This window comes from Promicromonospora sp. NPDC057488 (assembly GCF_042802395.1).
Classification (GTDB): domain Bacteria; phylum Actinomycetota; class Actinomycetes; order Actinomycetales; family Cellulomonadaceae; genus Promicromonospora.
Genome location: NZ_JBHVEG010000089.1, coordinates 1 through 25,516, shown reverse-complemented (window position 1 = coordinate 25,516; position 25,516 = coordinate 1). Strand labels below are relative to the sequence as shown.

Sequence of the window (25,516 nt, the reverse complement as noted above, 5' to 3'; positions counted from 1 at the left end):
CAGACGCACAGGTCACCCGGGTGACCTGTGCGTCTGACACGAAACTGTGCGTCTGACACGAACGGGGTCAGCAGTGGACGGCGGCCAGCTCCGTGAACACGGCGCGGTTGAGCTTGAACGCCAGGTGCGTCTCGGCCAGCGTCGCGGCCACCTCGTCGTCGTCCAGGTCGAGCAGGTCGAGCTGGTGACGGTAGGCGTCCTTGAACACCTTCACCTTCGGGATGTCGGGGAAGGTGTAGAAGGCCACGCCCTCCTCGTCCAGGCCGTAGTGCTCCTTCATCATGCGCTTGACGATCTGCCCGCCGGACAGGTCGCCCAGGTACCGCGTGTAGGAGTGCGCGGTGTAGTGCGGCAGGCTGCCCCCGACCTCGCGGACGTGGTCCGCGTACGCGTGGGTGGCCGGCAGGATGCGGATCTCCTCGCGCCATCCCGGGCCGTACAGGAAGGCCAGGTCCCGTTCGAGCGCCGGGACGCGGGCGAGCTCGGTAAAGACGAGGCCGGCGCCGCGGTGGTCGTCGCCCAGGGCGGCGCTCGCCCCCTCCAGCGCCTCGTAGACCGGCAGGAGCTGGGCGGTCAGGTCGGCGTGCGCGGCGCGCGTGAGCCCGCCGGACAGGAGCTCCTCGATGAACTGCTCCGAGTTGGCGCCGGCGTGGGCGTCACGGGTGCCCTGCCGGAGCACGGCGGACAGGGGGACTGGGGCGAATTCCTCGGCGGGCAGGCTCACGTGGTCTCCTCCGACGCAGTTCTGACGTGCTGACTGATGTGCTCACTGACGTGCTGACAATGTGTCATCACGACGGGATCATAGCAACAGAAGTAAGGTCAGCCTAACCTTCCTTGGGGTGACTTTGAAGGGGTGCCCGACGGCGGTTCGGGCTGCCTGGTGCCGGTCGGGATGGCAGGTCGGGACGGCAGGCCGGACGGCGGCGGTGGACCCGGGCGCGGTGACCCCCTAACGTCGTCGGATGTCTGTCGCGCAGCCTCCGACGTCCGCCGCGAGCCCCAGCTCTGCCTCTGTTGCTGTCTCTGTTGCCGCCCCTGCCGTTGCCCCTGCTGCTGCCTCCACCGCTGCCTCTGTTGCTGCCTCCGAGCTGCCCGAACCCGTCGTCGTCGAGCTGGATCTCGGCCATGGTGCCGGTCGTGGTGCCGGTCCGGGTACCGGGAACGGCGAACGCGTTCGCGAGAGCGTCGCCACGTGGGTGCTGGAGCCGGCCGACCGGGTGCCGGCGGGCGACGTCGTGCTGTGCCACGGCACGCCGTGGTCCGCGCGGGTGTGGGCGCCCGTGGCCCGCGCGCTCAGCCGGGAGTACCGCGTCTTCCTGTGGGACATGCCCGGCTACGGCGTCTCGTCCAAGGGGCCCGAGGTCGCCGTCGACCTCGTGACCCAGGGCCGACGTCTGGCCGCGCTGCTGCGGCACTGGGCGGCCGACGGGTCGCTGGACCGGCCGCTGGACCGGCCGCTGGACCGGCCGCTGGACCGGCCGCACGTCGTGGCGCACGACATCGGGGGAGCGGCGGCCCTCGGCGCCCATCTTCTCGAAGGCGCCGACGTCGCGAGCCTGTTCCTGCTCGACATCGTCATGCTGGACCCCTGGGGTTCCCCGTTCTTCCGCCTCGTGGCCGAGAACGAGGCAGTCTTCGCCGCCGTGCCCGGCCCGCTGCACGGCGCCCTGGTGCGCGAGTACATCGCCGGGGCCGCCAACCACGTGCTGCCGGACGACGTCGTCGGAATGCTCGCCGAACCGTGGCTCGACGAGGTGGGGCAGGCGGCGTTCTACCGCCAGATCGCGCGGCTCTCTCCCGAGCACACCGCGCCGATCGTGCGCCGGCTCGGCGAGGTGCGCTGCCCGGTCCGCGTCGGCTGGGCCGACGCCGACCCGTGGATCCCGTTCGAACAGGCCGCCCGGCTCCGCGAGGCGCTGCCCGGCGGCCCGGAGGTGGTCGCCTTCCCCGGGCTCGGTCACCTCGTGCCCCTGGAGGACGCCGCCGCGGTGGGCCGCGCCGTGCGGACCTGGCTGGGGGAGGTCGACGGCGGGCGGGCGTGAGCGTGCTGTGGTCACCTTTTTGGGGCGTCGTCATCGTGCTGCCGCCGTCATCCTGGCGGCGCCGGAATCGTGGTGGCGCGGCAGACGCCGTCGGGCATAGCGTGTGCGGTGGTGAGCGGGAGGCCTGACAAACCTCCGCCCGGTCCGCCGGGCAACTGCCCACCCGCGCGTGCGGCGTACCGACGAGAGGCCGGGACTTCCCGGCAAAGGAGTGGTGGCACCGCGACCTAGCCCCCGCCCGCTCCTCCAGGGCCTGCGCCTTCTGGAGGAATGATGAGACCACCTTTGCCGTCCCCGAGCACGTCTGCGTCCGAGGCCCGTGGCCTGGAGACTGGCGCTCCCGAAACTGGTGCCCCCGAAATCGCGCGGGTGCTCGCCCGTGACCTGCCGGGTGTTCCGCCCGGGTCGCGCGTGCGGCTGCAGGGCTGGGTGCACCGGCGTCGCGAGCTCGCGACGGTGACGTTCCTGGTGCTGCGCGACCGCACGGACCTCGCCCAGGTGGTGGTGCGCACCGGCGCCGGACACGCGGCGTCGGACGTGCTGCCAGTCGTGCCGCCGGAGGAGACCACCGTCGAGGTGACCGGCACGGTCACCGCCAACCCGCAGGCGCCCGGCGGGGTCGAGGTCACCGGGGTGGGCGACGCGAACCCGCTGATCACACCGCTCACCGACCCCGCGGAGACCCCGCCGGTCGAGCTGTGGCGGCCCGCCCTGACGGCCGCGCTGCCCACCCTGCTGGACCACGCCGCCGTCGCCTGGCGGCACCCGGCGCAGAAGGCGCGCTGGGAGGTCGCGGCGGCGAGCCTGCGCGGGTTCCGCGCGACCCTGGACGCCGCGGGCTTCACGGAGGTCTGCACGCCCAAGCTGGTCGGCACGGCCACGGAGTCGGGGGCGAACGTGTTTCCCGTCGACTACTTCGGCCGGCCCGCCTACCTCGCGCAGTCGCCGCAGTTCTACAAGCAGCAGATGGTGGGCGTCTTCGAGCGGGTCTACGAGGTGGGTCCGGTGTTCCGGGCCGAACCGCACGACACGGTGCGGCACCTCGCCGAGTACCGCTCGCTCGACGTCGAGCTCGGGTTCGTGCGCGACCACCGCGACGTGCTGGCGGTGCTGCGCGACGTCCTGGCCGGGATGGCGGACGCCGTCCGCGCGTCCGGGGCGGCCGACCGGCTGGGCGTCGATGTGCCGCAAGTCCCGGACAAGTTCCCGGTGCTGCACTTCGCCGACGCCCTGGAGCTGGTCGGCGCGCCCGCCGACGAGCCCGACCTCGCGCCCGAGCACGAGCGGGCGCTGGGCGAGTGGGCGTGGGCCGAGCACGGGTCGGACTTCGTCGCGGTCGAGGGCTATCCGATGGCCAAGCGACCGTTCTACACGCACCCCGAGCCCGTGGACGGGCAGGAGTCGGGCGGGGCCCGGTGGAGCAACAGCTTCGACCTCCTGTTCCGCGGGCTGGAGCTGGTCACGGGCGGGCAGCGCCTGCACCGGTATGCCGACTACGTCGCGGCGATCGAGGCACGCGGCGAGGACCCGGCGTCGTACGCGACCTACCTGGAGGCGTTCCGGCACGGGATGCCGCCCCACGGCGGGTTCGCGATCGGGCTGGAGCGCTGGGTCGCGCGGCTCGTCGGGGCGGCCAACGTCCGCGAGGTGACGCCCTTCCCGCGGGACCTGCACCGGCTCGTGCCCTAGCGGCTGCCGAGGTCCCGCAGTGCGTCCGACCGGCGGTCCGGGCACCGTGCCGGGTGGTTCCGGGTGGTTCCGGGCGGCCGGCCGGGCGTTTCACCCGGGCGTCCTGTCCGTCGGCCGGCCGGGCGCGCGGGTGTGTCAGAGGCCACCAGTAACTTGTGGCGCGTGCTGCTGAAGGCGGCACGATCCAGGGGCGAGCTCTGCCCCGATGGCCGACGACGACGTGATGGGGCGAGATGCTGCAGGAGCTGATGGACCGGGTGCGGGGCGGCGACGAGACGGCGCGAGGCGTGGCGGATGCGCTCGCACCGTTGTCGCTGCTCAGCGCCGGTTCGTACGAGGACGCGGTGGGTTACGTGCTGCAGGGCACGACGCCGGAGATCTTGACGAGCCTGGCGTCCGCGAACACGGGTGAGATCGACAAGCTGCTCGACGAGCCGGGCCGCTCGAGCTACTGGTCGAGCTGGGTCTCGCCCGACGAGGAGAAGAAGGTCGCCGCCCACCACAAGAACTGGACCAAGGACAAGGGCATCAACGGCCGCCGCCGCGTCTACGCGGTCGGCGCCATGCCGCAGGTCGTCCGGTTCGGCCGGGTGCTGGCGCAGCTCACCGAGACCGTCGAGATCCCGGGCGTCCCCGAGTGGCTCTCCCTCCTGCTGCACGACATCGGCCACATCGGCACGCCGAAGCGCAACCGGTCCGGCTCCGGCGACCAGGCCACGCGCACGCGCTGGACGCCGTCCACGTTCGAGGAGGCCGCGATCGAGGGCGGCGTGCCGGCCGAGGACGCCCCGCGCGTCGTCCTGGTGGGCATCGCGCACCGCTCCGCGAAGGGGCGCTCCTGGTACTCCGACGCCCGCGAGGGGATCCTGAAGTCCCTCGGGTTCGACGAGTACGTCGCCCGGCACGTCGACCTGCTGGGCGACGTCGTCCTCACGGTGGGCGCCTCCGGCAAGGAAGAGGTGCTCGACCGCATCGGCAAGCGCGTCTCCACGCAGGAGGCCGCGAGCGACGACTTCGCGCGGATCGTCGCGGCGCTCGCCGTCGACCCCGCCAAGGGTGTGCGCGCCGCCGCGCTCAAGTACCTCGCGAGCCTGCCCGACGACAAGCAGGTCGAGCTCCTCGCGCCGCACCTGGCCACGGCGCCGTCCGGCCGCCTCGCCGAGGCCGTGACCCGGCTCGCCGCGCTGGACGGGGGCATCGCCGCCTGCGAGGCAGCGCTCGTGCCGCTGCGTGACGCGAACGGCAAGATCGCGAACGGGCAGAGCGCCCGCGTCAAGCTCCTGGAGCAGACCGTCGAGCGCTCGCGCGCTCTGGAGACGCCCGCCGAGGACGTCGTCATCGAGCTCCCGGAGTGGCAGCCGCTGCCCGACGTCGCGCTCGACGCCGCCTGGCTGGCCCAGCTCCGCGCCGACATCGAGAAGGCGACCGTCGAGGCGCGCGAGAACCTCGCCGAGATGAAGAAGCGGTCCTCGGGCAACGCGAAGGACTGGGCCCTGCGGTCCGCCCAGAGCAACCTCGACCGCCTGCAGAAGATCACCGACAAGGACCTCGACGCGCTGCCCGGCCACCTGTCCGGCGAGACGCCGGTCAAGGGCAAGTACCAGGCCTCGGCCCTGGTCCAGTGGCTCACCGAGCGCCGCCGCGACCCGTTCGCCGGGCAGGGCCTCATGCTCCACATCCGGCTCCAGGCCCTCACGCACCGGGGCAAGGGCAACAACAACAACCTGCTGTGGACCCTGCGCGGCCACCTCGACGAGCTCACCGACCTGCGCCAGCTGCAGGAGGCCCTGGAGCGCGTGCAGATCCCGGAGCCCGAGGAGCTCATCACCGAGCTCGTGCTCAACCGCTGGTGGGGGCAGCAGGAGATCCCGGCGTCCGTGTCGTGGCCGTGGTTCGCGGAGCGGCCGCAGCTCCTGGAGCGCACGCTCCAGTCGGGCGACGGCGGCAGCGACCGCGTCGCCAAGGCGCTCGACGTGCTGCGCCAGTTCCCCGTGGTGCCCCCGCTTGTGCTGCCCAACCTCACCGCGCTCGCGCTCGGCGCGGGCAAGACCCACCGCATCACCGCGCAGCACGTGCTCGAGGCCCACACCGGCGCCCGGCCCCTGGCCGAGCAGGCGCTCGCGGACACCAAGAGCGAGGTGCGCGCTTCGGCCGCGGCCTGGCTCGACCGCATCGGCGACGCCGCGGCGGTCCCCGCCCTGCGCGCCGCCCTGAAGATGGAGCGGCGCGAGGCGGCGCGGGCGGCGCTGCTCTCGGCGCTGGAGTCGCTCGGCGACGACATCTCGGCCGACCTCGCACCCGAGATCCTGCAGGCCGAGGCCGCCAAGGGGCTCAAGGCCAAGATGCCGGCGAGCCTGGACTGGTTCCCGTTCGAGCAGCTGCCGGAGGTCCGGTGGGCTGGTGCTGGTGCTGGTGCTGGTGCTGGTGCTGGTGCTGGTGCTGGTGCTGGTGCTGCTGGGGCGGGGGCGGGCGACGTCGTGCCCCGCGACGTCGTGCGCTGGTGGGCCGTGCTCGCGACCAAGCTGAAGTCGCCCAGCGGCGAGGGCCTGATCGCCCGGTACGTCGGCCTGCTGGACCCGGCCTCGCAGGCCGCGCTCGGCTCGTTCGTGCTGCGCGCCTGGGTCGCCCAGGACACCCGCAACCCCTCGGTCGAGCACTCCCGCGAGTACGCCGACCAGTACGCGCAGTCCCGGTGGGACGGCCTGCAGGCCGCGATCAAGCGCTACCCCGAGTACTACGCCGACCAGGCGGGCCAGACCGTCGAGGACTTCTGGAAGCGGCTCTACCGCGAGGACCAGGCCACCTACCTCGGGTCGGCCACGCAGGAGAAGGGCCTGCTCGCGCTGACCGTAGGGATGCCCGGGTCCGGGCTCGCGACCACGGCGCAGCACTACTTCAGCGCGCACAAGGGCCGGCGTGCCCAGGCCGAGTACCTCGTGCGGGCCCTGGCCGCCAACGGCGACCGCGCCGCGGTGCAGCAGCTCCTCGCGGTCTCGCGGCGGTTCAAGCAGCGCACCGTCCAGGAGACGGCCGGGGCGCTGGCCCAGGACATCGCGGACCGCAACGGCTGGGACGGCGACCAGCTCGCCGACCGCACGGTGCAGACCGCCGGGTTCGACGACGACGGCATCCTGCGCCTCGACCTGGGCGGGCCTGCTTCCGGGAGCGCTTCCGGGACTGCTACCGGGAGTGAGGGCGGCGACGAGGCGCGGGTGGTCACCGGGCGCATCACCGAGTCGTTCACGCTCGAGCTGCGCAACCCCGCGGGCAAGGTCGTCAAGGCCCTGCCGGCCAAGCGCGCGTCCGACGACGACGAGGTGTACGCCGAGGCGAAGCGCCAGCTCAAGGAGTCGCGCGCCGAGCTGAAGGCCGTGGTGGCGCTCCAGACCCAGCGGTTCGCCGAGGCCATGGTCACCGGCCGTACCTGGACGTTCGCCGACTGGCGTGAGTTCGTGCTCGGGCACCCGCTCATGTCGCGCCTCGCCGCGCGCCTGGTGTGGGCAGCGGAGGTGCCGGGCGCCGGATCGGATGCCGGATCGGATGCCGGGTCGTCTGTCGGCGAGGCGGGCGCCGGGACCGTGACGTTCCGGCCGGGCGACGGCGGCGCGCTGATCGGCGTCGACGACGAGGACGTCACCCTTCCGGACGACGCGCTCGTGTCGCTGGTGCACGCGGCCACCCTCGGGGACGACGACGAGACCGGCGCGCCGGCCTGGCGCGCCCACCTCGGCGACTACGAGATCACGCCGCTGTTCGACCAGGGACTGGGCGCGGACCAGGGACTGGGCGCGGACGCGCAGGACGCCGCCGGCGCGCTGCCGGACCTGCCGGACACCGCCACCGTGATCAGCACCCGCCGCGGCTGGCTCAGCGACTCGTTCACGATCCGCGGGCGGGCCACGAAGCTCGGCTACTCGCGGTCGCAGGCGGAGGACGCCGGCTGGTTCTCCGCCTACCGCAAGGAATACCCGACGCTCGACCTCACGGTCGAGATCGAGTTCACCGGCGCGTTCCTGCCCGAGGAGAACATCACCGCCGCCGTGGAGCACCTCGTGTTCCGGCGCACCGGCACCTGGGACGACCGGGGCCGGCTCGCGATCAAGGACGTGCCCAAGGTGCTGCTCGCGGTGTCGTACCGGGACTACCTGAACGTGGCCGAGGGCGGCGCGTTCGACGCGGACTGGGAGAAGAAGAGCCAGTACTGAGGCTCGATGGTCCGGTGCCGGCTCTCTCCATGCATAGGCACACACATGGAGCCGGCACCGGACCCGACAGGCGTGTCAGTAGCTCCCGCTACCTTGATCGCACGCCGACCGCAGTGGCTCTGACCTGGGCCGTTGCGTCATCACTCGCTGTGAGCACCGAAGGACGTCATGACCACGGAAACCACCATCCCCAGCGCCCCGGCAGGAACGACTGCCGGAAACGACGAGATCCGCCCGCCCGCCGAGGTCCGCTACGCCGCAGAGCTGGCGACGCTGGCGGCCTGGGACGCAGAGCGCGGCCACGAGCTTCCGCCCGGCTGGCGGCTCAGCCCGCGGGCCGTGCGGGCGTTCGTCGTCGGCTCCGAGGAGCTCGGCGTGGGCCGCAAGTTCTACGGCGACGACCCGCTGGTGGACCGCGCCGTCGTCTCCCTGATGGGGCGCCAGGGCCTGATGCTCGTGGGCGAGCCGGGCACGGCCAAGTCGATGCTGTCGGAGCTGCTGTCGGCTGCGGTGTCGGGCAGCTCGACCCTGACGGTGCAGGGCACCGCAGGCACCACCGAGGACCACGTGCGGTACTCCTGGAACTACGCGCTGCTGGTGTCCGAGGGCCCGAGCGAGCGGTCCCTCGTGCCGTCGCCGATCTGCACCGGCATGCGTGAGGGCCGCGTGGTGCGGTTCGAGGAGATCACGCGCTGCGCCCCGGAGATCCAGGACACGCTCGTGTCGATCCTGTCGGAGAAGCAGCTCATGGTCCCCGAGCTCGGTCCTGACGCGCGCGTCGCGGCCCGGCCCGGGTTCACCGTGATCGCGACGGCGAACCTCAAGGACCGCGGCGTGCACGAGATGTCGGCGGCCCTCAAGCGCCGCTTCAGCTTCGAGACCGTGGCCCCGGTGCGGGACCGCGCCTTCGAGATCGAGCTCGTGCAGCGCCAGCTCGCAGCCGAGCTCGGCCCCGAGGGCGACCGGCCCGAGGTGCCGCGCGACGTCCTCGAGGTGCTCGTCACCGTGTTCCAGGACCTGCGCACCGGCAACACCCGCGAGGGCGCGCCGGTCAAGCGGCCGGAGACGGTCATGTCGACGGCGGAGGCCGTCAACGTCGCCGTCGCGGCCTCGCTGGAGGCCCGGTATCTGGGCGACGGCACCGTGACCGCGGCCGAGGTCGCACGGCAGGTCGCGGGCGTGGCGCTCAAGGGCGAGGAGGAGGACGCACGCCGGCTGCGGCACTACGTCGACAACGTGGTGCGCGAGCGCGCCCGGACCGACGCGCGCTGGAAGGCGTTCTTCACCGCGGCAGAGCCGCTGTGGCGGTGACGGCCGGGCGCGCGGCGTCGGGCGTCGGCGTGGTGCAGGACGGCGCGGCGGGCGTGGTGCAGGACGACGCGGCGGTGCCGGACGGCGGGGCCGTGCTGGCTGGCGGGCGCGCCGGCCGGCGCTCCGACGCCGTCTGGGATCTGGCACCCGAGCGCCTGCGCGCGGCCGCGGACGCCGTCGGCGGGCTGCGTGCCGACCGCGGCGTCTACCTCGCGCCGGTGCGGCACCACAGCCCGGCCTGCGCCGTGGCTGTGCGAGCCGCGATCGAGGAGCTGCGGCCGGCGGCCGTCCTCATCGAGGGGCCCGAGGAGTTCACGCGGCTCATCCCGGACCTGCTGCACGAGGCGACGCGGCCGCCGATCGCGGTGCTGAGCCTCGGCGACACCGGGACCGGTTCGTCGTCGGACGGCCACGAGCCCGGCAGCGGCTCCGGCTTCTACCCGCTCGCCTCCTTCTCCCCGGAGTGGGTCGCCCTGCATGCGGGGCGCGACGTCGGCGCCGAGCTCCGGTTCATCGACCGGTCCTTCGGCGAGCGGTCGGCCGCGGAGCGGGCGGTGTCCGGGTCGGGCGGGTCTGGGTCCGGTGGGTCTGGTCCGGGCGGTGCAGGCCCGGATGCTGCAGGTCCTGATGCTGCGGGTCCGAACGCTGCCGGTCCAAACGGCGGGCCGTATGTCGCTGGTCCGAGTGCCGGTGGGGCGGATGCCCAGCCCGACCCCTTCGCGCGCACGCTGATGTCCGAGCGCTACCTCGCACACTCCGAGGCGGTCGCCGCGCTCGCTCGCCGGCTCGGGTGCCGGGACCACGACGAGGTCTGGGACCACCTGTTCGAGTCGCGGCCGAGTGCCGAGCTGGCCGACTGGCGCGCCGTCTTCGACGACGTCTTCGCGTGGGCGGCGCTCGCGCGGCTCGACTACGAGGAGAGCGTGCTCGCCGCCGACGGGTCCCTGGACCGCGAGGCGCGCATGGCCGCCCGCGTCGCCGAGGCAGCGGCCGAGGTCGACGGGCCGGTGCTCGTGGTGACCGGGGCCTTCCACACGCTCGCGCTGGTGGAGGCGCTGTCCGGCGCGGCGGAGGGTGCCCCGGTGCGCGACCGCCAGCCGGAGGGCGGCTTCGGCCCGGTCGCGCAGGGCGAGGCGTGGCTGGTGCGGTACGACCACGAACGGCTCGACGGTCTGCGCGGATATGGCGCGGGCATGCCCTCGCCCGGCTACTACGAGCGCCTGCACGTCGCGCACCTCCGGGAGCTGGCGGTCGGCGGCGTGCTCGGCGGCTCTGTCAACGGCTCTGTCAACGGCTCTGCCTACGGCTCTGTCAACGGCTCGGTTGACGGCTCGGTTGACGGCGCTGCCACGAAGGCGCCCGGCCGGACGAACCGGAAGTCGGCTGCGAAACGTGCTGTCCCCGGTGCTGCGGCTGACGCTGCGACCGGCGTGACCAGCGCTGCTGTGGCGTCCGGCCCGGTCGGCGCACGCGCCCTCGCCGCGGAGATCCTGGTCGACGTCGCCCGGGGTGCCGTCGACCGGGGCCACGCGGTGAGCCTGCCGCAGGTCAGCGCCGCCGCCGAGTCGGCCACGCGGCTCGCGGACCTGCGCGAGCGCGCCTTCGCCGGTCGCACCGACCTGCTCGACGCGATGCGGTCGTGCTACGTGCAGGACGACGGCGGCGTCGGCGGGCCGGGAGAGCCCGAGCGGCCGCTGGGGCTGGCGATCGCGGAGGTGTTCGGCGGCCGGGCCCTGGGCGACGTGCCACCCGGCAGCGCCTCCCCGCCGCTTGTGCGCGACGTGCGCGAGCGGGTGCGGGCCGTGAAGCTCACCATCGACGACTCGGTGCCGCGCACGGCGCGCCTGGACGCCCGGCGGACGGCGTCGCACCGCGCCAAGCGGCAGGTGCTGGCGCTGCTCGACTTCGTCGGGGCCGGTTTCGGGCAGCTCGTCTCGGGTCCGGACCACGTGGCCGGCCGCGGGCTGGGCCTGATCACGGAGGAGTGGCAGTACTGCTGGACGCCGCTGGTCGAGGCGCGGCTCGTGGAGATGGTGCACCTCGGCGCGACGCTGGAGGCGGTCGCTGTCGCCCGGCTGACCGAGGCGGAGGCGCGGTTGTCGGGCACGGGCTCGGGGTCCGGGGCTGCGTCCGGAACAGGTACGGCCCCGGCCCCGGGGACGGGGACGGGGTCTGGGTCTGGTGCGGGGGCCGTGTCTGGTGCCGGGTCCGCGTCGGTCGACGCCCTCGCGCGCCTCGTGGCGCAGGCCCTGGTCATCGGGATGGGGTCGCACCTGCCCCGGATCGTCTCCCTGCTGCGCGTCACCCTGGACACCGACCGCGACGTCGACTCCGTGGTCTCGGGCGCGCGCCGGCTGCTCGGTCTCTGGGAGGCGCGGATCGAGCTCGGCGCCGAGGAGTACGCGGGCGAGCTGCTCGACCTGGTCAGCCAGGCGCTCGCCACCACCGCCTACCTGGTCAGCGACCTGGGCAAGGTGCGTGCGGAGGACGAGGACGCCGCCATCGGTACCCTGATCGGCCTGCGCTCGCTGCTGCGGGACGCGGCCGCAGCCGACAGAGTGCACGGGGATGCTGTGCACGGGGACGCTGTGCACAGGGACGGTGTGCACGGGGACGGTGTGCACGGGGATGCTGTGCACAGGGACGGTGTGCACAGGGACGGTGCGGGCGCCGACGGCATCGGCTCCGTCAACCGCATCGCCGTCGAGCGGGAGCTCGCGCGCCTGCGCGACGACGAGGACACCGCGCCCGCCGTATCGGGCGCGCTGCTCGCCCTCGGGTTCACCGACGGCGAGGTGGCCGACGACGTCCTGGTCACGCGGGTCCGCGGCGCCCTGGCCGCAGGCGCCGACCCGGGCGCCGCGGTGCGGTTCCTGGGCGGCGTCATGCGGGCGGCGCCGGACCTGATCCTGCACACGCCGGAGATGTTCGACGCCGTCGACGACGCGCTCCGCGCGCTGGACGGCGGCGCGTTCTTGGCGGTGCTGCCGGACCTGCGGCGGGCCTTCACGTGGCTGCGCCCCACCGAGACGCATCGGCTGGCCAAGCGGGTCGCGGAGCGGACCGGAGCGCGGGTCGACCAGGTGGACGTGCGGGTCGCGCTGTCCGAGGAGGACCTCGCCACCGGCCTGGCCCTGGACCGCGAGCTGGCGGCGGTGCTGGAGCGGGACGGTCTGGCCCACTGGGTCGGCGGAACCAGCGCCTCGATATCTGACGCTTCGGTACCTGACGCCGCAGTACCTGACGCCGCAGTACCTGACGCCGCAGTACCTGACGCCGCAGTACCTGACGGCGCAGCAACAGACTCCGCAGCAACAGACATGGAGAGTGCCGTGGGCGTCACCCCGGCAGGAGGAGAAGCATGAGCACGATCGATCGGGCAGCGCCCGGTCCCGAGGCAGCCGGCCCGGCGCCGGCGGTCTCGGACGACGAGGCCGCCCGTCGCTGGCGCCTGGTCCTCGGCCGGTACGCCGCCGACGAGCTGCAGGTGGGGCAGCAGGACCAGGGACTGGAGCGGTCCCTGCGTTACCTGTACGACCGGGAGTACACGGCCCGCGGGCACCGCGTCGGCCGGGGTGGCCCGGGCGAGGGCGGCGGTCGCAGCGGCGGCGGCGCGGGGCTGGGCGGGTCCCAGCCGCACGGCGTCGACGTCACCGCGCTCGGCTGGCTCAACGAGGCCGGCAGCCTGTTCCCGCGCGAGACCTTCGAGCGCATGCAGGTCGACGCCGTGAGCCGGTACGGCCTCACCGAGCTGCTGCAGGACGAGACCGCGCTCGAGACTCTCGAACCCTCGAGGGAGCTCGCGGTCGCGATGCTGCAGGTGCGCGGCGCCCTGAACGATCAGGCGGCGACCGGCCTGCGCCGCATCATCCGCCGGGTCGTCGACGACGTCGTGAAGCGGTTGCGGCCCCGGTTCACCACCGCGGTCAACGGCCGCATCGACCGCTCGCGCCGCTCGATGCACCGGGTCGCGCGGAACTTCGACTGGAAGCGCACCCTGCGCGCCAACCTCGGCCGGGTCGACGCGGACGGTCGCATGATGGTGCAGGACGTCCGCTTCTCTGCGCGGGCCAAGCGCACCCTGACCTGGGACGTCATCCTGCTGGTCGACCAGTCGGGATCGATGGCGCCCTCGCTGCTGTACTCCGCGGTGTGTGCGGGGATCCTGTCGGGCCTGCCCGGCATCAACGTGCAGCTCTACCTGTTCGACACCTCGGTGGTGGACATGTCGCACCTGGCCGCCGACCCCGTCGAGGTGCTGATGACCGCGCAGCTCGGCGGCGGCACCGACATCGCGCGCGCCGTGCGGCACGCCGAGCAGCAGGTCCGCAACCCGTCCCGGACGGTGGTGGCGCTGGTCAGCGACTTCTACGAGGGCGGATCGGTGTCCAACCTGCTGACGACGGTGCGGCGGATGGCGTCCTCAGGCGTCACCATGCTCGGGCTCGCCGCCCTGGACGAGGCGGCCGAGCCCGTCTACGACCAGGGCACGGCCCGGCACCTGGCCGAGTGCGGCATGGAGGTCGCCGCCCTGACACCCGAACGATTCGCCGAGTGGCTGGGGGAGGTGCTCTCGTGAGCGACAAGAAGACCTACGCCTGGGCGGCGCCCTACGCCGGCCTCGACGACGACGCGCTCAAGGCGCTCGGCAACCCGGGCCTGCTGCGTCGTGCTCGCAAGGACACCGTGACCGAGGTGTCGTACGACGCCAAGGGTGCGGTGCTCGACGTGTCCGGGGTGACCGTACGCGTGGACGGCCGCGGTCCCGCGGCGGTCTCCTGCGACTGCCCGACGGCGGGCGTGTGCCAGCACGTGCTGACCGCCTGCCTCTGGGCGGTCGAGGTGGCGCCCGAGGCGCCGGCCGAATCGCCGACGCTCGACTCGTCTCAGTCCGGTAGTGCGTCGCCCGGCAGTGCATCGCCCGGCAGCGCGCCGTCCGGTAGTGCATCGTCCGGTAGTGCATCGCCCGCAGCCGGGTCGCCCGGTGCCGGCCTGGTGGTGGCCCAGTCCGCGCCCCGGACGGGCGGTCAGGCAGCAGGGTCCGACGCCGCCGGTCTGGCCGGGACGGCGGCGACCCGCGCACCGTCCCCGGCGGTGGTCAAGCGTCGCCGGGAGGCGCTCGCGGAGGTGCGGGACGTCGTCGGGCGCCTCATGTCGGGTGGCCTGTCCCACCTCGGGACCGACGACGCCGAGTCGCTGACCGCGCTGGCCGGCCGGGTCCGGGTGGCCGGGTTCGACCAGGTGGCTTCCGACCAGGTCGGCAACGTGCGGTTCCACGGCCTCGTCCGGGTCGCCGGCGGCCTCGTCACGGGCCTCGCCGGCCGCGACGACGCCGTCAACGAGTCCGACCTGCTCGACACGCTCGCCGAGATCTGGGCCATGTGCGAGGTGCTGGAGCGCGCGGCCGACCCGGCTGGCGGCGGAACGGCATCGGCTGGCTCTGCATCGGCGGGCTCTGCATCGGCGGGCTCTGCATCTGCGAGGGCATCAGCAGTTTCTGGGGCCAACCAGGCTGGGACTGCCAACAGCGCTGGCGCGTCGGCCAGGTCCGGTCCGGGCCGCGGTGCCGGTGCCGGCAAAGGCACGGACGACGAGGTGGACGTCCCGCGCTGGGTCCCGCTCGGGGCCCGGTGGTGGACGTCGCAGAGCGGGTCGCGCGGCCTGGCCTACCTGGGCTGGGACGCCGAGACCGAAGTGGGCGCGCACTCCGTGCGCGATGCGGGCCAGGTGCGTCAGGTCGTGACGGGACGCCCGTCGGGCACCGACCCGCGGTTCCAGCGCAGCTGGACCAGCCCGTTGCTGTGGAACAGGTCCCTGAGCACGCTGTGCGAGGGTAGGTTCGCCCTCACCAAGGTGCGCACCAAGCCGGACGGTGGCCTCGGCGCCGGCGGCACCCCGGTGCTCCAGCGCCTGGAGGGCGACGGTTTCGACCTCGACGAGCTCCGCGTGATCGCCGAGCGCACCGGCGCCGGGGTGCAGCCGCGCGACGTCGTCGGGTTCGGACGACGTCCGGCCAACGTCCGGCTGGTGCTGGTCCGCGACGTCGGCGAGGTCGGCATCGACGAGGTTCGGCAGGAGCTGACGCTCGCCGTCGTCACGTCGGAGGGCGACAGCCGGCTGCTGCGTCTGCCGGTCGCGGGCGAGCAGGCGGTCCAGACGCTGCTGTCGGTCCGGGCCAAGCTGGTCGCGATGACGATCGAGCAGCGCGAGGAGCGGGACGAGCCAGTGGGCCTGTTCGTGCGTGACAAGAAGGGGGCGATCAGACTGGTCAGCCCCACGATCACCCCCGCGTGGTCGCTCGAGAGCAGCTACTGGGACTTCTGGCGTCGGCGGCTGCGGAAGCTCAAGGCGCAGGCGTCCTCGGCCAAGACGGTGCGTCCGGCGCCCGCCCCGCCGGCCCCGGTCCGCCGCGTGACACTGCTGCTGGGAGACGTCCTGCTGGCCGCCGCAGCGACGGGTCGGCCGGCGCTCACGACACGCCAGCGGTCGGACGTCGAGCAGGCGCGCACCCTGGCCCGGGATCTCGGCCTCACGACCCTGGAGCGTACGGCCCAGGGTCTGCTGGCCAGCGATCTGACACCGCCCGCGGTGCTGCACGCTGCGTTCGTGGTGGGCCGGGCACGAGCGGTGGCGGACGTGGCGGGCTGATCCGGCGTGGCCCGGCCAGACGGATCAACCCGACTGGCCCGGCCTGCCCGGCTCAACCCGATCGGCCCAGCTCTGCCCAGCTCGGCCCAGCTTGCCTGGCCCAGCCCGACTGGCGGGATCGGCCGGGCATGGCAGGCCGGGCCGGGCCTGACCGATTGAACCCGACCGAGCGGGCTTGACCCAACCTGCCGACCTGAACCCGCCGGTCCGGACTGACTGGCAGGTTCGCGCAGGCTTGGTCGGTGTCGGTGTCGGTGTCGGTGTCGGTGTCGGTGTCGGTGTCGGTGTCGGTCCTGCCTGACCAGCTGGCTTTATGTCTGCCTCCGGGTCGTGCCGCGCGGGGTGCCCGCCGGGGTGAGCTCGCGGCCGTGCCGGTCGACGAGCGTCCAGCCTGAGTGGCGGGCGCCGGCTGGGTTCCCGGTCCACCGCATAGTGACGCCGGTCCGGTCGACGAGGTCGTGGTGGTGCCAGCACAGCAGGGCTGCGTTGGGCACGCTTGTGTTTCCGCCGTCGGCCCAGTGGCGTTCGGCGTGGTGGACCTCGCAGCGGGCGGGTGGCTGCGTGCAGTCGACGTAGACGCAATGTTTGTCGCGGGCGATCACGGCTCGGCGCATCTGTCCCGTGACGGTGCGCTGCGCCCGACCGACGTCGAGCACCTGGCTGTCGGGCCCGAAGACCACCCGGGTCACTGCGGCGTCGCAGAGCAGGCGCCGCAGCGTGGCGGTTGGTACGAGTGATCCGGAGATGCCGAATCTCGCGGGCGCCGCAGTGACGTCGGTCAGGCTCGCCGAGCCGTCGGTCCCAGGAAGCTCCTTGGGCCGGCGCCGGAACGTCAGATGGTTGCGGTCGACCACACTTCCGCCATCACTTGCGCTGGATCCGCTGCTGCCGCTGCTGCCGTTGTGACTGTGACTGTGACCGTCGCCGTCGCTGTCGATCGACCGTCCGCCAAGGTCGTTGCTGTTGCTCCCGGACGCTCCGGACCGCCTGGTCAGGCGAGTGAGTTCCGTCCACGACACGGTCACGGTGACGTGCGGTCGCACTGCGGCCCCGGTCCCGGTGTGGCCGTTGTCGAGCACGGTGCGGGCGAGATCGGCGAGGGTCTGAGCACGTCGCTGCGTGGGGGTGCGGTCGTCGCCTGGTGTCGGAGCGCCCATCACCGAGTCCATCGCGGCGCGCAGTGCTTCACCGTGTTCGTCGGTGAGGAATCCGTCGACGTGGTAGCCGCCGAAGGTCTTGGCCACGTCGAGGTGCTCACGTTCCGAGGCCTGCTTGTACCCGCGCTCGTCGGACTCCGGGTCGGCGACGCGGGCGAACCGGTCCACGAACCGGCGGAACACGAGTGGGCCGTGCTGGTCGGCCAGGTCCAGGAGCAACTCCTCCCCGGTCGGCCCGTGAACCACGGTCCCCGCGGCGTCGCCGGTGGTGTCCCCGTCAGCGGGCCCGGCCGGTTCGCCGGCGTCTGCTCCGGCACCGTCTGCCTCGGCACCGTCTGCCTCGGCACCGTCTGCCTCGGCACCGTCGGTTCCGTCCGCTGGTGCTCCTTCGCCGTCGTTCACGGGGTTGCCCTCGCCATGTCCGCCGGGCGTCGCGTCGACCGGGCTCACCAGTGCCTTGCGCCGGTCGTCCGACGTCGGGCCGACGTCGACCATCGCCCGCACCTGGTCCATCCCGATCCGCCCGCTCAGGGCGGCGGCGAGCGTGGCCGGAAGGTGTTCGAGAAGCCGCTCGCCGGTCAGCACGTCCCTGCTCGCCGTCCGCATGGTGACCTTCTCGCGGCGGGCGAGCCAGACCCGGAACGTCCGCGAACCGTCGAGCGCCCACCTGCCGTCGGCCTCGATCCGGGGCAGCCAGGTCATCCGGAGCACCTCCAGCTGCGAGCACACAGCGCGCAGCAGCGGCGATGCCGCGGTGAGGCGGCCGGTGATCCCGGACGTCCCGCCCGGCAGAGTGTTGTCCAGCGCATCCAAACCAGCGACGCCGACCAGCTCCCGTGTCAGTACCTGGAGGTCCGTGACGATCTCCTCGAGCGAGCGCGCCCCGGCACTCGTCGCGCTCGGCTGTGCCAGCACCATCCGGTCACCCCCTCGATCCGACGCTCGGCCTGGTGCCGGCGACCTGACCGACATTATCGAACGAGCGTGCTCAGTTCTCGTAAGATTTGAGATCTGTGGATAACTCATCGGAGTGCGACGGAGCGTCCTCGGACAGGACGGCCATGGCGAGGGGCCGCTGACCGCCGAGTGTCAGTGGCTCACGGCAGACTGGTCCCCATGCACACGGTGGTCTCGCAGGACGGCGCGGATATCGGCCTACGGTCGATGTCCGACGCCGGTGCGCCCGAGGGCGAGCCGCACATCGTCGAGGCCTCCGGACTGGTCCGCGAGGTGATAGCCGCTGAGTCGTCCCACGTCCGCTGGACCTGGGACGACACCAACGGCTGGTATCCGGCGCTGCTCGCCGAGGGCGTCCGGGTCGACCGCGCGCACGACCTGCGGCTCGCGCACGCCGTGCTGCGCACCTCAGCGCTTTCGGCGCGCACGGCGCTCGCCGAGGCCGGGCCCACGGCCTGGGACCGCCTCGCCGCCGTACCGCCCCCGGGTGGGCCGACGGCGGCCGCGCTGGTCCGGCCCGACCGCCACCCCGGCTCCGAACCGCTCTTCGACCTCGGCGAACTGAGCGCTCCGGCGTCCCGTGCGGCGTCCGGCCGACCGGACCGGGAAACGAGCGGCGCGTCGGCCAAGGACGTGACGGGCGGCGGAAGCTGGAATGGCGAAGCCCGGGATGGCGCAGCCCGCATGGGCCCCGGGCGCGACGGCCCGTTGGCCAGTACCAGCACGACCAGCACCAGCACGACCAGCACCGGCGCTCCAGACGCGACGGGCCCGCTCAACCCCCTCACCGAGTTCACCGCCCAGCTCCGCGCGATCAAGGACAGCACCGACCCCGGCCGGCTCCGCCTCCTGCTCGCGGCCGAGTCCGCAGGCGCGCTGGCCGCCGCCGAGATGCACCACGCCGGCCTGCCGTGGCGCGGCGACATCCACGACGAGATCCTCACCGAGGCGCTCGGACCGCGGCCGCGCCCGGGCACGCGACCGGCCAAGCTCGAGGCGCTGGCCAACCAGATCCGGACCGCCCTGGACGCCCCGCCGACGCTCAACCCCGACTCCCACCCCGACCTGCTGCGGGCCATGGAGTACGCGGGCGTCGGCGCGCGCAGCCTGCGCAAGTGGGAGCTTGAGAAGCTCGATCACCCGGTGATCGCGCCGCTCCTGGAGTACAAGAGCCTCTACCGCCTCTACACCGCGAACGGCTGGAACTGGCTCGACACCTGGGCGCACGACGGCCGCTTCCGCATGGAGTACGTCGTGGGCGGCGTGGTCACGGGCCGCTGGGCGAGCACGGGCGGCGGCGCGCTCCAGCTTCCGCACAACGTGCGCCGTGCGGTGGTCTCCGACCCGGGCTGGACCTTCGTCGTCGCCGACGCCGCCCAGCTCGAACCCCGCGTGCTGGCCGCCCTGTCGCGCGACGAGCGCATGGCCGCCGCCGGCCGGTCCAAGGACGGGGCGAGCACCGACATGTACGCCGGGATTGTCGCGACCGGCGCCGTCGACTCCCGCGAGCACGCGAAGGTCGGCATGCTCGGAGCCATGTACGGGGGCACCACCGGCGTCAGCGCGCAGGTGCTGCCCCGGCTCGCGCGTGCGTTCCCGCAGGCCATCGACCTGGTCGAGCGCGCGGCACGGGCGGGGGAGCGCGGCGAGGTGGTCACTACCCGGCTCGGCCGCAGCTCGCCCCGGCCGGGCGAGTCGTGGGCCGCGGTCCAGGGCTCCGCGTTCGACGAGGACGCCGGCGCCGACGCCCAGTCCCGCGCCCGCAGCCAGACCCGGTCCTGGGGCCGGTTCACCCGGAACTTCGTGGTCCAGGGCACCGCCGCGGAGTGGGCGCTGTGCTGGATCGCCTCCATCCGCCGTCGGCTCTGGGCCCTCGGGGAGGACCTGTCGGACGGCGCCCGGCCCGGGCTCGCTCCCGCGCCGTTCGATCGCCGGCCGCACCTCGTGTTCTTCCTGCACGACGAGATCGTGGTGCACGCACCGGCGGCGCTCGCCGACGTCGTCGCGCAGGAGGTGCAGGCCGCCGCGGAAGAGGCCGGTCGGCTGCTGTTCGGTGACTTCCCCGTCGACTTCCCGCTCAGCGTCGCCGTGACGGAGAGCTACGCGGACGCCAAGGGCTGACGCCCGGCCGCGCGTCTACCGGTAGGACAGTGCCGGGCGCCTATTGGTCGGATAGTGCCCGGCCGGGCGCCTATTCATCGAGCGCCTGCCCATCGAGCCGCCTATCGGGCGCCTGCCCATCGAGCATCCGCCCGCCGACACCCGACCACCTACCCGTCCAGCACAGCCTTCCCGTCAACACAGAGGCTTCTCGCCAAGCACCGCCTTCCTGTCCAGCACCGCCTTCCTGTCCAGCACCACCTACCCGTCCAGCACCGCCTTGAGCGACGCCTCCAGGATGTCCACGCCCCCGTGCAGGTCGTCCTCGCTGATCGTCAGCGGCGGCGCGATCCGGAAGATCCCGCCCATCCCCGGCAGCTGCACGATGTTCATGTGCAGCCCCCGCTCCAGGCAGGCCGTCGTCACCGCGTTGCCCAGGGCATCGGCGGGGGTCTTGCTCGCCTTGTCCTGGACGAGCTCGACGCCCTGCAGCAGGCCGCGTCCGCGGACGTCGCCGACCACCTCGTACCGTTCGCGCAGCTCCAGCAGCCGCCCGGTGAGCTGCTCGCCCAGCCGCGCCGCCCGCTCGACCAGGCCCTCGCGCTCGATCACGTCGAGCACGGTCAGCCCGACGGCCGCCGCCAGCGGGTCGGACACGTGCGTCGTGTAGAAGAGGAACCCGCGCTCGTGGCAGACCTGCTCGATCTCGGCGCTGGTCACGACGGCGGCCACCGGCAGCCCGGCGCCGAGCGTCTTCGACAGCGTCAGGATGTCGGGGGCCACACCGTCGCGCTCGAACGCGTACATGGTGCCCGTGCGCCCGAGTCCCGTCTGCGCCTCGTCCAGGACGAGCAGCATCCCGCGCTCCTCGCACATCTCCTTGAGGCGCCGGAGGTACCCGGGCGGCAGGTCGATGATCCCGCCGGACGACAGGATCGGCTCGACGACGCATGCGGCGAGGCTGCCGGCGGACTGCTGGTCGACCAGGGCGAACCCGTAGGCGAGCTCGGCCGCCCAGTCGTAGGACCCGTCGGCCGCCCGGAACGGGGAGCGGTAGGCGTTCGGCGTCGGCAGGGCGAGGTTGCCCGGCGTCGGCGGGCCGTAGCCGCGCCGTCCCGCGGAGAAGGTGGCGGACGCCGCGCCCTGGGTCATGCCGTGCCACGAGCGGTCGAACGAGACGATCTCGTACCGGCCGGTGTACAGCTTGGCCAGCTTGATCGCGGCCTCGTTCGACTCCGCCCCCGTGCTCAGCAGCAGCGCCTTGTCCAGCCCCGAGGGCAGCGTCGCGGTCAGCCGGTCGGCCAGCCCGAGGACCGGCGCGCTGAGCATGCCGCTGAACAGGTGGTCCAGCGACGCGACCGACGACGACACGGTCGCGACGATGTCCGGGTGCGCGTGCCCGAGGATCGAGCTCATCTGCCCCGACGTGAAGTCGAGGATCGCAGTGCCCTGGCTGTCGTACACGTACGAGCCGGCGGCGCGCTCGATCAGCCGGGGGCTGAAGCTGGGTCCGTAGCGGATCAGGAGGCGGTCCGCCTCGTCCAAGAACGTCGTGTCCATCGCCATTTCACTCGCCATCCCTCTCGCCATCCCTCTCGCCATCCCTCTCGCGATTCCTCTGGTGATCCTTGAGTGCCCTGCCTCTCGTGAGCCCGAGCCGGATGCCATCCTCTGCCGCCCGGAAGCATCAGGACAAGCAAACAAAACCGGGTCACCGTTCGTGATCAACGTACGGTCGCGGGTGCGCCCGGCCGCCGTCCCGCCCTACAGTCACCGCATGCTCAACCCCCGGCGGCTCGAGATCCTGCGCGCGGTCCTGGCGGCCGGGTCGGTCAACCAGGCGGCGCGGAACCTCAGCTACTCGCCCGCCACGATCAGCCAGCACATGACCGCGCTGGCGCGCGAGACGGGGCTGGTCCTGTTCGAGAAGCAGGGGCGCGGCATCGTCGCCACCGACGACGCGCGGCACCTCGCAGACCAGGCGCAGTCGCTCCTGGCCGACTTCGGCCGCCTCGAACGCGTGGTCGCGGACCTCCGCGCCGGTCACGGGCAGCACCTCGCGGTCGCGTGCTTCGCCTCGGCGGCCGAGCAGTGGATGCCGGCGGTCGTCCGGGCGGTGCGCGAGCTCCAGCCCAACCTCACCGTCGAGATCAGCCTGAACGAGCCGGTGGACGGCCGCGGACGCCGCCTTCCGGACCTCGACGTCCGGACGGAGCCCGACGGCGGGACCGAGGTGCACCTCGACGGGTACCAGCGGCACGAGCTGACCGTCGAGGGCTTCGTGGCCGTGCTCCCGGCCGCGCACCCGCTCGCCGCCGGCGCGGAGGTCAGCCTCCGCGACCTCGCCGACGAGCCCTGGATCGACTACGACATCTACGACAGCCCGATCGGGCAGATCGTGCTCACCGCGTGCAGCGCCGCCGGGTTCGTCCCGCGGTACGCCGCCCGCCTGGACGACCACCGGGCCACGCTCCGCCTGGTGGCGGCGGGCGTCGGGGTGACGGTCCTGCCGCGCCTGGCGATCAGCGGCCTGCCCGAGGGGCTGGTCGCCCGGCCCGTGGTCGGTCCCGCCGTCACACGGCGCATCGTCGTGCACGCCCGCCAGGACCGGCGCCGGGCCGCGCTCATCGGCCACGCCGTGGCGCAGCTGAGGGCGAGCGCCCGCGAGACCGACGCCACCCAGCGCGCCCGGACTCGCTGACCCCGCCCGGCTGACGTCGCCCACCACAGCCGGTCGAACAGAGCCCGTCCAGCCGACGCCGTCCAGCCGATGCCACCCAGCGCGCCCGGACACACTGACCTCGCCCGGCCGACCCGCCCGGCCGACCCGCCCGGCCGACCCGCCCGGCCGACCCGCCCAGCCGACCCCGCCCTCAGCCCCCGAGCAGCCGACCCCGCCCTCAGCCCTCGAGCAGCCCGACCACGGCCGTGACCAGCCGCGCCGAACGCTGTGCGGCGTCGTCGACGTGGGTGAGGAACTCCGTGCCGTCCGGGGCGCACAGGTCCGACACCGCCCGCACGGACACGAACTGCGCGCCGAAGTTGTGGCAGAGCTGCGCCAGCGCGGCCGACTCCATGTCGACGGCGAGCATGTCCGGGAAGTCGGCGCGGAGCGTGACCGCCAGGTCCGCCGTCACGAACTTCTCGCCGGACCCGATCGCGCCCTCGCGCACCTCGAGGTCGGCGATGCCGGCCGCGGCCCGGCGGACGGCATCGGCGAGCGCGGGGGCGGCGTCGTACGCCTCCGGCATGCCGGGCACCTGGCCGAGCACGTAGCCGAAGGCGCGCGCGTCGGCGTCCGCGTTCAGGAGGCGGGCGCCCAGGACGACGTCGCCCACGGCGACGTCCTTGGCGAGCCCGCCGGCGCTGCCCGCGCTGATCAGGGGCACGTCCGCGCCGAACCGCAGGATCGCGGCCGCGCCGGCGGACGTCGCGTTGACGAACCCGATGCCGGTGCGCACCAGCACGACGGGCCGCCCGGAGAGCACGATCCGGCGCTGCTCGGCGAGACCGACCCGCTCGGGCTCGCCCACCTCGGACGCCAGGGCGAGGAACGGCGCGGCCTCGTCGTCCATCGCGACGAGCACGACGGCGACGGGCTGGTCGGAGCCAGAGCCCGAGAGGGAGCCGGACCCCGAGACGGAGCCGGACCCCGAGACCGAGCCAGCCACCCCGTTACTTCCCCTCGGTCTCGACGGACGGCAGCGGCAGAGGCGAGCCCGGCCGGTGCGTCCCTGCCGCGGCGTCCCGTCCGGCGGCCTCGAGCGCGGCCGCGTCGCGAGCGGCGGCGTCGCGGGCCGAGGCGTCGCCGGGCGCGTCCTTGGCGTAGACCTCGGACCACACACCGCGGGCGGAGAGGAACGCCGAGGCGGCCTCCTGCGCTCCGCTCAGGGTGTGGTTCGCGCCCCAGCCGCACTGCACCTCGTTGGCGGCGGGGACCTCGGTCGCCGCGATGATGTCGCGCAGGGTCGCGTCGATCAGCGCGAGCACGTCGTCGTAGGCGGGCTCGCCCTGCAGCATCAGGTAGAAGCCGGTCTGGCAGCCCATGGGGGAGAAGTCCAGGACGGCGTCCGAGTGGTTGCGGGAGTGCTCCGCGAACAGGTGCTCCAGGGAGTGCACCGTCGGCATCTCGAGGTGCGCGACGTTGGGCTGGGTGAAGCGCACGTCGTACTTGACGATGACGTCGCCGCCCGGGAGCTGCTTGCGGTCCGCCAGGCGCACGTACGGCGCGGACACGGCGCGGTGGTCCAGGTTGAAGGACTCGACGTTCATGCGGGGCGCTGGGGAGGATGCTGACTCGGTCACGGTCCGAGCCTATGCCGTCCGCGACTTTTGTTGGTGCGACAAGCAGGGACGACCAAGCCGTGAGACAGAGCCGTCAGGCCGAGCTGTAAGACCGAGCCGGGCGACGGACCTGCGTACTACGCTGCCCAGCGTGAGCAGCAGCGACCTCCCCGCACCCCACGCCGGCACCGCCCCCACGCTGGCGCAGGTGGTCGCCGCCCTCGACGGCCTCTACCCGCCGTCGACGGCGGAGGGGTGGGACGCCGTCGGGCTCGTCGCCGGCGACCCCGCGGTGCCCGTGCGCAAAGTGTTGTTCGCCGTCGACCCGGTGTCGACCGTCGTCGACCAGGCCCTGGACTGGGGCGCCGACCTGCTGGTCACCCACCACCCGCTGTTCCTGCGCGGCGTGAGCTCCGTGGCCGCCACCACCTTCAAGGGCTCCGTGGTGCACCGGCTGCTGACCGGCGGCTGCGCCCTGCACGTGGCGCACACCAACGCCGACGCCGCCCCGCGCGGCGTTGCCGACGCGCTCGCCGACCTGGTCGGCATCACCGACCGGCGGCCGCTGGAGCTGAGCGCCGCCACGGGCGTCGGTGCGGCTTCGGACAACGACGCCGGAGCCCGCGGCATCGGCCGCGTCGGCCGTCTTGCCGAACCCACCACGCTGGCCGGCTTCGCCCGCCGCGTCGCCGCCGCGCTGCCCGCCACCGCGCAGGGCATCCGCTTCTCCGGCGACCCCGACGCCGTCGTGACCACGGCCGCCGTCCTCGGCGGCTCCGGCGACGGGTACTTCGACGCCGTCCGCGCGGCCGACGCCGACGTCTACGTCACCTCCGACCTGCGTCACCACCCGGCCTCCGAGCTGCGCGAACGCGCCGAGTTCGAGGCCCGAGCCGCCGAAATCCCCGGACCGGCCGGCACCCCGTTCCTCGTGGACACCGCTCACTACGCCAGCGAGTGGCCCTGGCTGCGTTACGCCGTCGAGGACCTCGCCGCGGCGCTCGGGGCCGACGGCCTCGCCGTCGAGGCCCGCGTCAGCGAGCTGGTCACCGACCCCTGGACCGGCCAGGTCCCGTCCCGCTGAGCCCTCGCACGCCCCGCCCGTGTCAGACGCTCAGGT

14 protein-coding genes and 1 pseudogene are annotated in these 25,516 nt (G+C 73.5%); 10 read left to right on the top strand and 5 right to left on the bottom strand.

Annotated features, from left to right (window positions below):
* Nucleotides 1–67: 67 nt before the first annotated feature.
* Entirely contained in the window at nucleotides 68–724 is a 657-nt protein-coding gene (locus ACFU5G_RS18070; protein WP_377247626.1) for a heme oxygenase (biliverdin-producing), read from the bottom strand.
* Between the two features lie 475 nt (nucleotides 725–1,199).
* Here ACFU5G_RS18070 and ACFU5G_RS18065 point away from each other — a divergent pair, with 475 nt between their 5' ends.
* The 7 genes from ACFU5G_RS18065 to ACFU5G_RS18035 all read left to right on the top strand — a co-directional run bounded on the left by ACFU5G_RS18065 (nucleotide 1,200) and on the right by ACFU5G_RS18035 (nucleotide 15,898).
* Complete coding sequence (locus ACFU5G_RS18065; protein WP_377247623.1) at nucleotides 1,200–2,045, top strand: alpha/beta fold hydrolase; 846 nt, start codon at nucleotides 1,200–1,202, stop codon at nucleotides 2,043–2,045.
* 369 nt (nucleotides 2,046–2,414) lie between these two features.
* Nucleotides 2,415–3,734, top strand: a complete 1,320-nt coding sequence (gene aspS / locus ACFU5G_RS18060) for an aspartate--tRNA(Asn) ligase (protein WP_377247620.1) — start codon at nucleotides 2,415–2,417, stop codon at nucleotides 3,732–3,734.
* 233 nt (nucleotides 3,735–3,967) lie between these two features.
* Nucleotides 3,968–7,939 (top strand): DUF4132 domain-containing protein, encoded by a 3,972-nt coding sequence (locus tag ACFU5G_RS18055; RefSeq protein WP_377247617.1) that lies wholly within the window; start codon nucleotides 3,968–3,970, stop codon nucleotides 7,937–7,939.
* Between the two features lie 168 nt (nucleotides 7,940–8,107).
* Nucleotides 8,108–9,250, top strand: a complete 1,143-nt coding sequence (locus tag ACFU5G_RS18050) for an AAA family ATPase (RefSeq protein ID WP_377247614.1) — start codon at nucleotides 8,108–8,110, stop codon at nucleotides 9,248–9,250.
* Nucleotides 9,247–12,615, top strand: coding sequence for a DUF5682 family protein (locus tag ACFU5G_RS18045; protein WP_377247611.1), 3,369 nt, complete (start codon nucleotides 9,247–9,249; stop codon nucleotides 12,613–12,615). Before ACFU5G_RS18050 ends, ACFU5G_RS18045 begins: the two co-directional genes overlap by 4 nt.
* On the top strand, nucleotides 12,612–13,829 hold the full coding sequence (locus tag ACFU5G_RS18040; protein ID WP_377247608.1) for a VWA domain-containing protein: 1,218 nt from the start codon (nucleotides 12,612–12,614) through the stop codon (nucleotides 13,827–13,829). The genes ACFU5G_RS18045 and ACFU5G_RS18040 overlap by 4 nt, the downstream gene beginning before the upstream one ends.
* A complete protein-coding gene (locus tag ACFU5G_RS18035; protein WP_377247605.1) occupies nucleotides 13,826–15,898 on the top strand; it encodes a hypothetical protein in 2,073 nt (690 codons plus the stop codon). Before ACFU5G_RS18040 ends, ACFU5G_RS18035 begins: the two co-directional genes overlap by 4 nt.
* Before the next feature lie 311 nt (nucleotides 15,899–16,209).
* Here ACFU5G_RS18035 and ACFU5G_RS18030 read toward each other — a convergent pair whose 3' ends face one another.
* Nucleotides 16,210–17,973 carry a DUF222 domain-containing protein gene (locus tag ACFU5G_RS18030; protein WP_377247602.1) on the bottom strand — a complete coding sequence of 588 codons (1,764 nt, stop codon included), beginning with the start codon at nucleotides 17,971–17,973 and terminating at the stop codon, nucleotides 16,210–16,212.
* A gap of 198 nt (nucleotides 17,974–18,171) precedes the next feature.
* On the opposite strand from ACFU5G_RS18030, the gene ACFU5G_RS18025 reads away from it, so the two are divergent.
* The gene (locus tag ACFU5G_RS18025; protein ID WP_377247599.1) at nucleotides 18,172–20,133 is read left to right on the top strand and encodes a bifunctional 3'-5' exonuclease/DNA polymerase; all 1,962 of its coding nucleotides are present in this window, start codon (nucleotides 18,172–18,174) and stop codon (nucleotides 20,131–20,133) included.
* Nucleotides 20,134–20,373: 240 nt separating this feature from the next.
* On the opposite strand, the gene ACFU5G_RS18020 is transcribed toward ACFU5G_RS18025, so the two are convergent.
* Nucleotides 20,374–21,690, bottom strand: a complete 1,317-nt coding sequence (locus ACFU5G_RS18020; protein ID WP_377247596.1) for an aspartate aminotransferase family protein — start codon at nucleotides 21,688–21,690, stop codon at nucleotides 20,374–20,376.
* 199 nt (nucleotides 21,691–21,889) lie between these two features.
* Between ACFU5G_RS18020 and ACFU5G_RS18015 the strand changes: the two genes are divergently transcribed.
* Nucleotides 21,890–22,813 carry a LysR family transcriptional regulator gene (locus ACFU5G_RS18015; protein WP_377247593.1) on the top strand — a complete coding sequence of 308 codons (924 nt, stop codon included), beginning with the start codon at nucleotides 21,890–21,892 and terminating at the stop codon, nucleotides 22,811–22,813.
* A 199-nt stretch (nucleotides 22,814–23,012) separates the two neighbouring features.
* On the opposite strand, the gene mtnN is transcribed toward ACFU5G_RS18015, so the two are convergent.
* Both mtnN and ACFU5G_RS18005 read right to left on the bottom strand, forming a co-directional pair.
* Nucleotides 23,013–23,783, bottom strand: coding sequence for a 5'-methylthioadenosine/S-adenosylhomocysteine nucleosidase (gene mtnN / locus ACFU5G_RS18010; RefSeq protein WP_377247590.1), 771 nt, complete (start codon nucleotides 23,781–23,783; stop codon nucleotides 23,013–23,015).
* Between the two features lie 151 nt (nucleotides 23,784–23,934).
* Nucleotides 23,935–24,384, bottom strand: a pseudogene (locus ACFU5G_RS18005) (S-ribosylhomocysteine lyase); the annotation flags it as partial.
* A gap of 163 nt (nucleotides 24,385–24,547) precedes the next feature.
* Here ACFU5G_RS18005 and ACFU5G_RS18000 point away from each other — a divergent pair.
* On the top strand, nucleotides 24,548–25,480 hold the full coding sequence (locus tag ACFU5G_RS18000; protein WP_377247587.1) for a Nif3-like dinuclear metal center hexameric protein: 933 nt from the start codon (nucleotides 24,548–24,550) through the stop codon (nucleotides 25,478–25,480).
* The last annotated feature ends 36 nt before the right edge of the window (nucleotides 25,481–25,516 follow it).

Excerpts from the sequence above, each read along its gene's own strand:
- ACFU5G_RS18020 (WP_377247596.1), bottom strand. The coding sequence starts at position 21,690 with ATGGCGAGTGAAATGGCGATGGACACGACGTTCTTGGACGAGGCGGAC.
- ACFU5G_RS18025 (WP_377247599.1), top strand. The coding sequence starts at position 18,172 with ATGCACACGGTGGTCTCGCAGGACGGCGCGGATATCGGCCTACGGTCG.
- ACFU5G_RS18015 (WP_377247593.1), top strand. The coding sequence starts at position 21,890 with ATGCTCAACCCCCGGCGGCTCGAGATCCTGCGCGCGGTCCTGGCGGCC.
- ACFU5G_RS18040 (WP_377247608.1), top strand. The coding sequence starts at position 12,612 with ATGAGCACGATCGATCGGGCAGCGCCCGGTCCCGAGGCAGCCGGCCCG.
- ACFU5G_RS18030 (WP_377247602.1), bottom strand. The coding sequence starts at position 17,973 with ATGGTGCTGGCACAGCCGAGCGCGACGAGTGCCGGGGCGCGCTCGCTC.
- ACFU5G_RS18050 (WP_377247614.1), top strand. The coding sequence starts at position 8,108 with ATGACCACGGAAACCACCATCCCCAGCGCCCCGGCAGGAACGACTGCC.
- ACFU5G_RS18055 (WP_377247617.1), top strand. The coding sequence starts at position 3,968 with ATGCTGCAGGAGCTGATGGACCGGGTGCGGGGCGGCGACGAGACGGCG.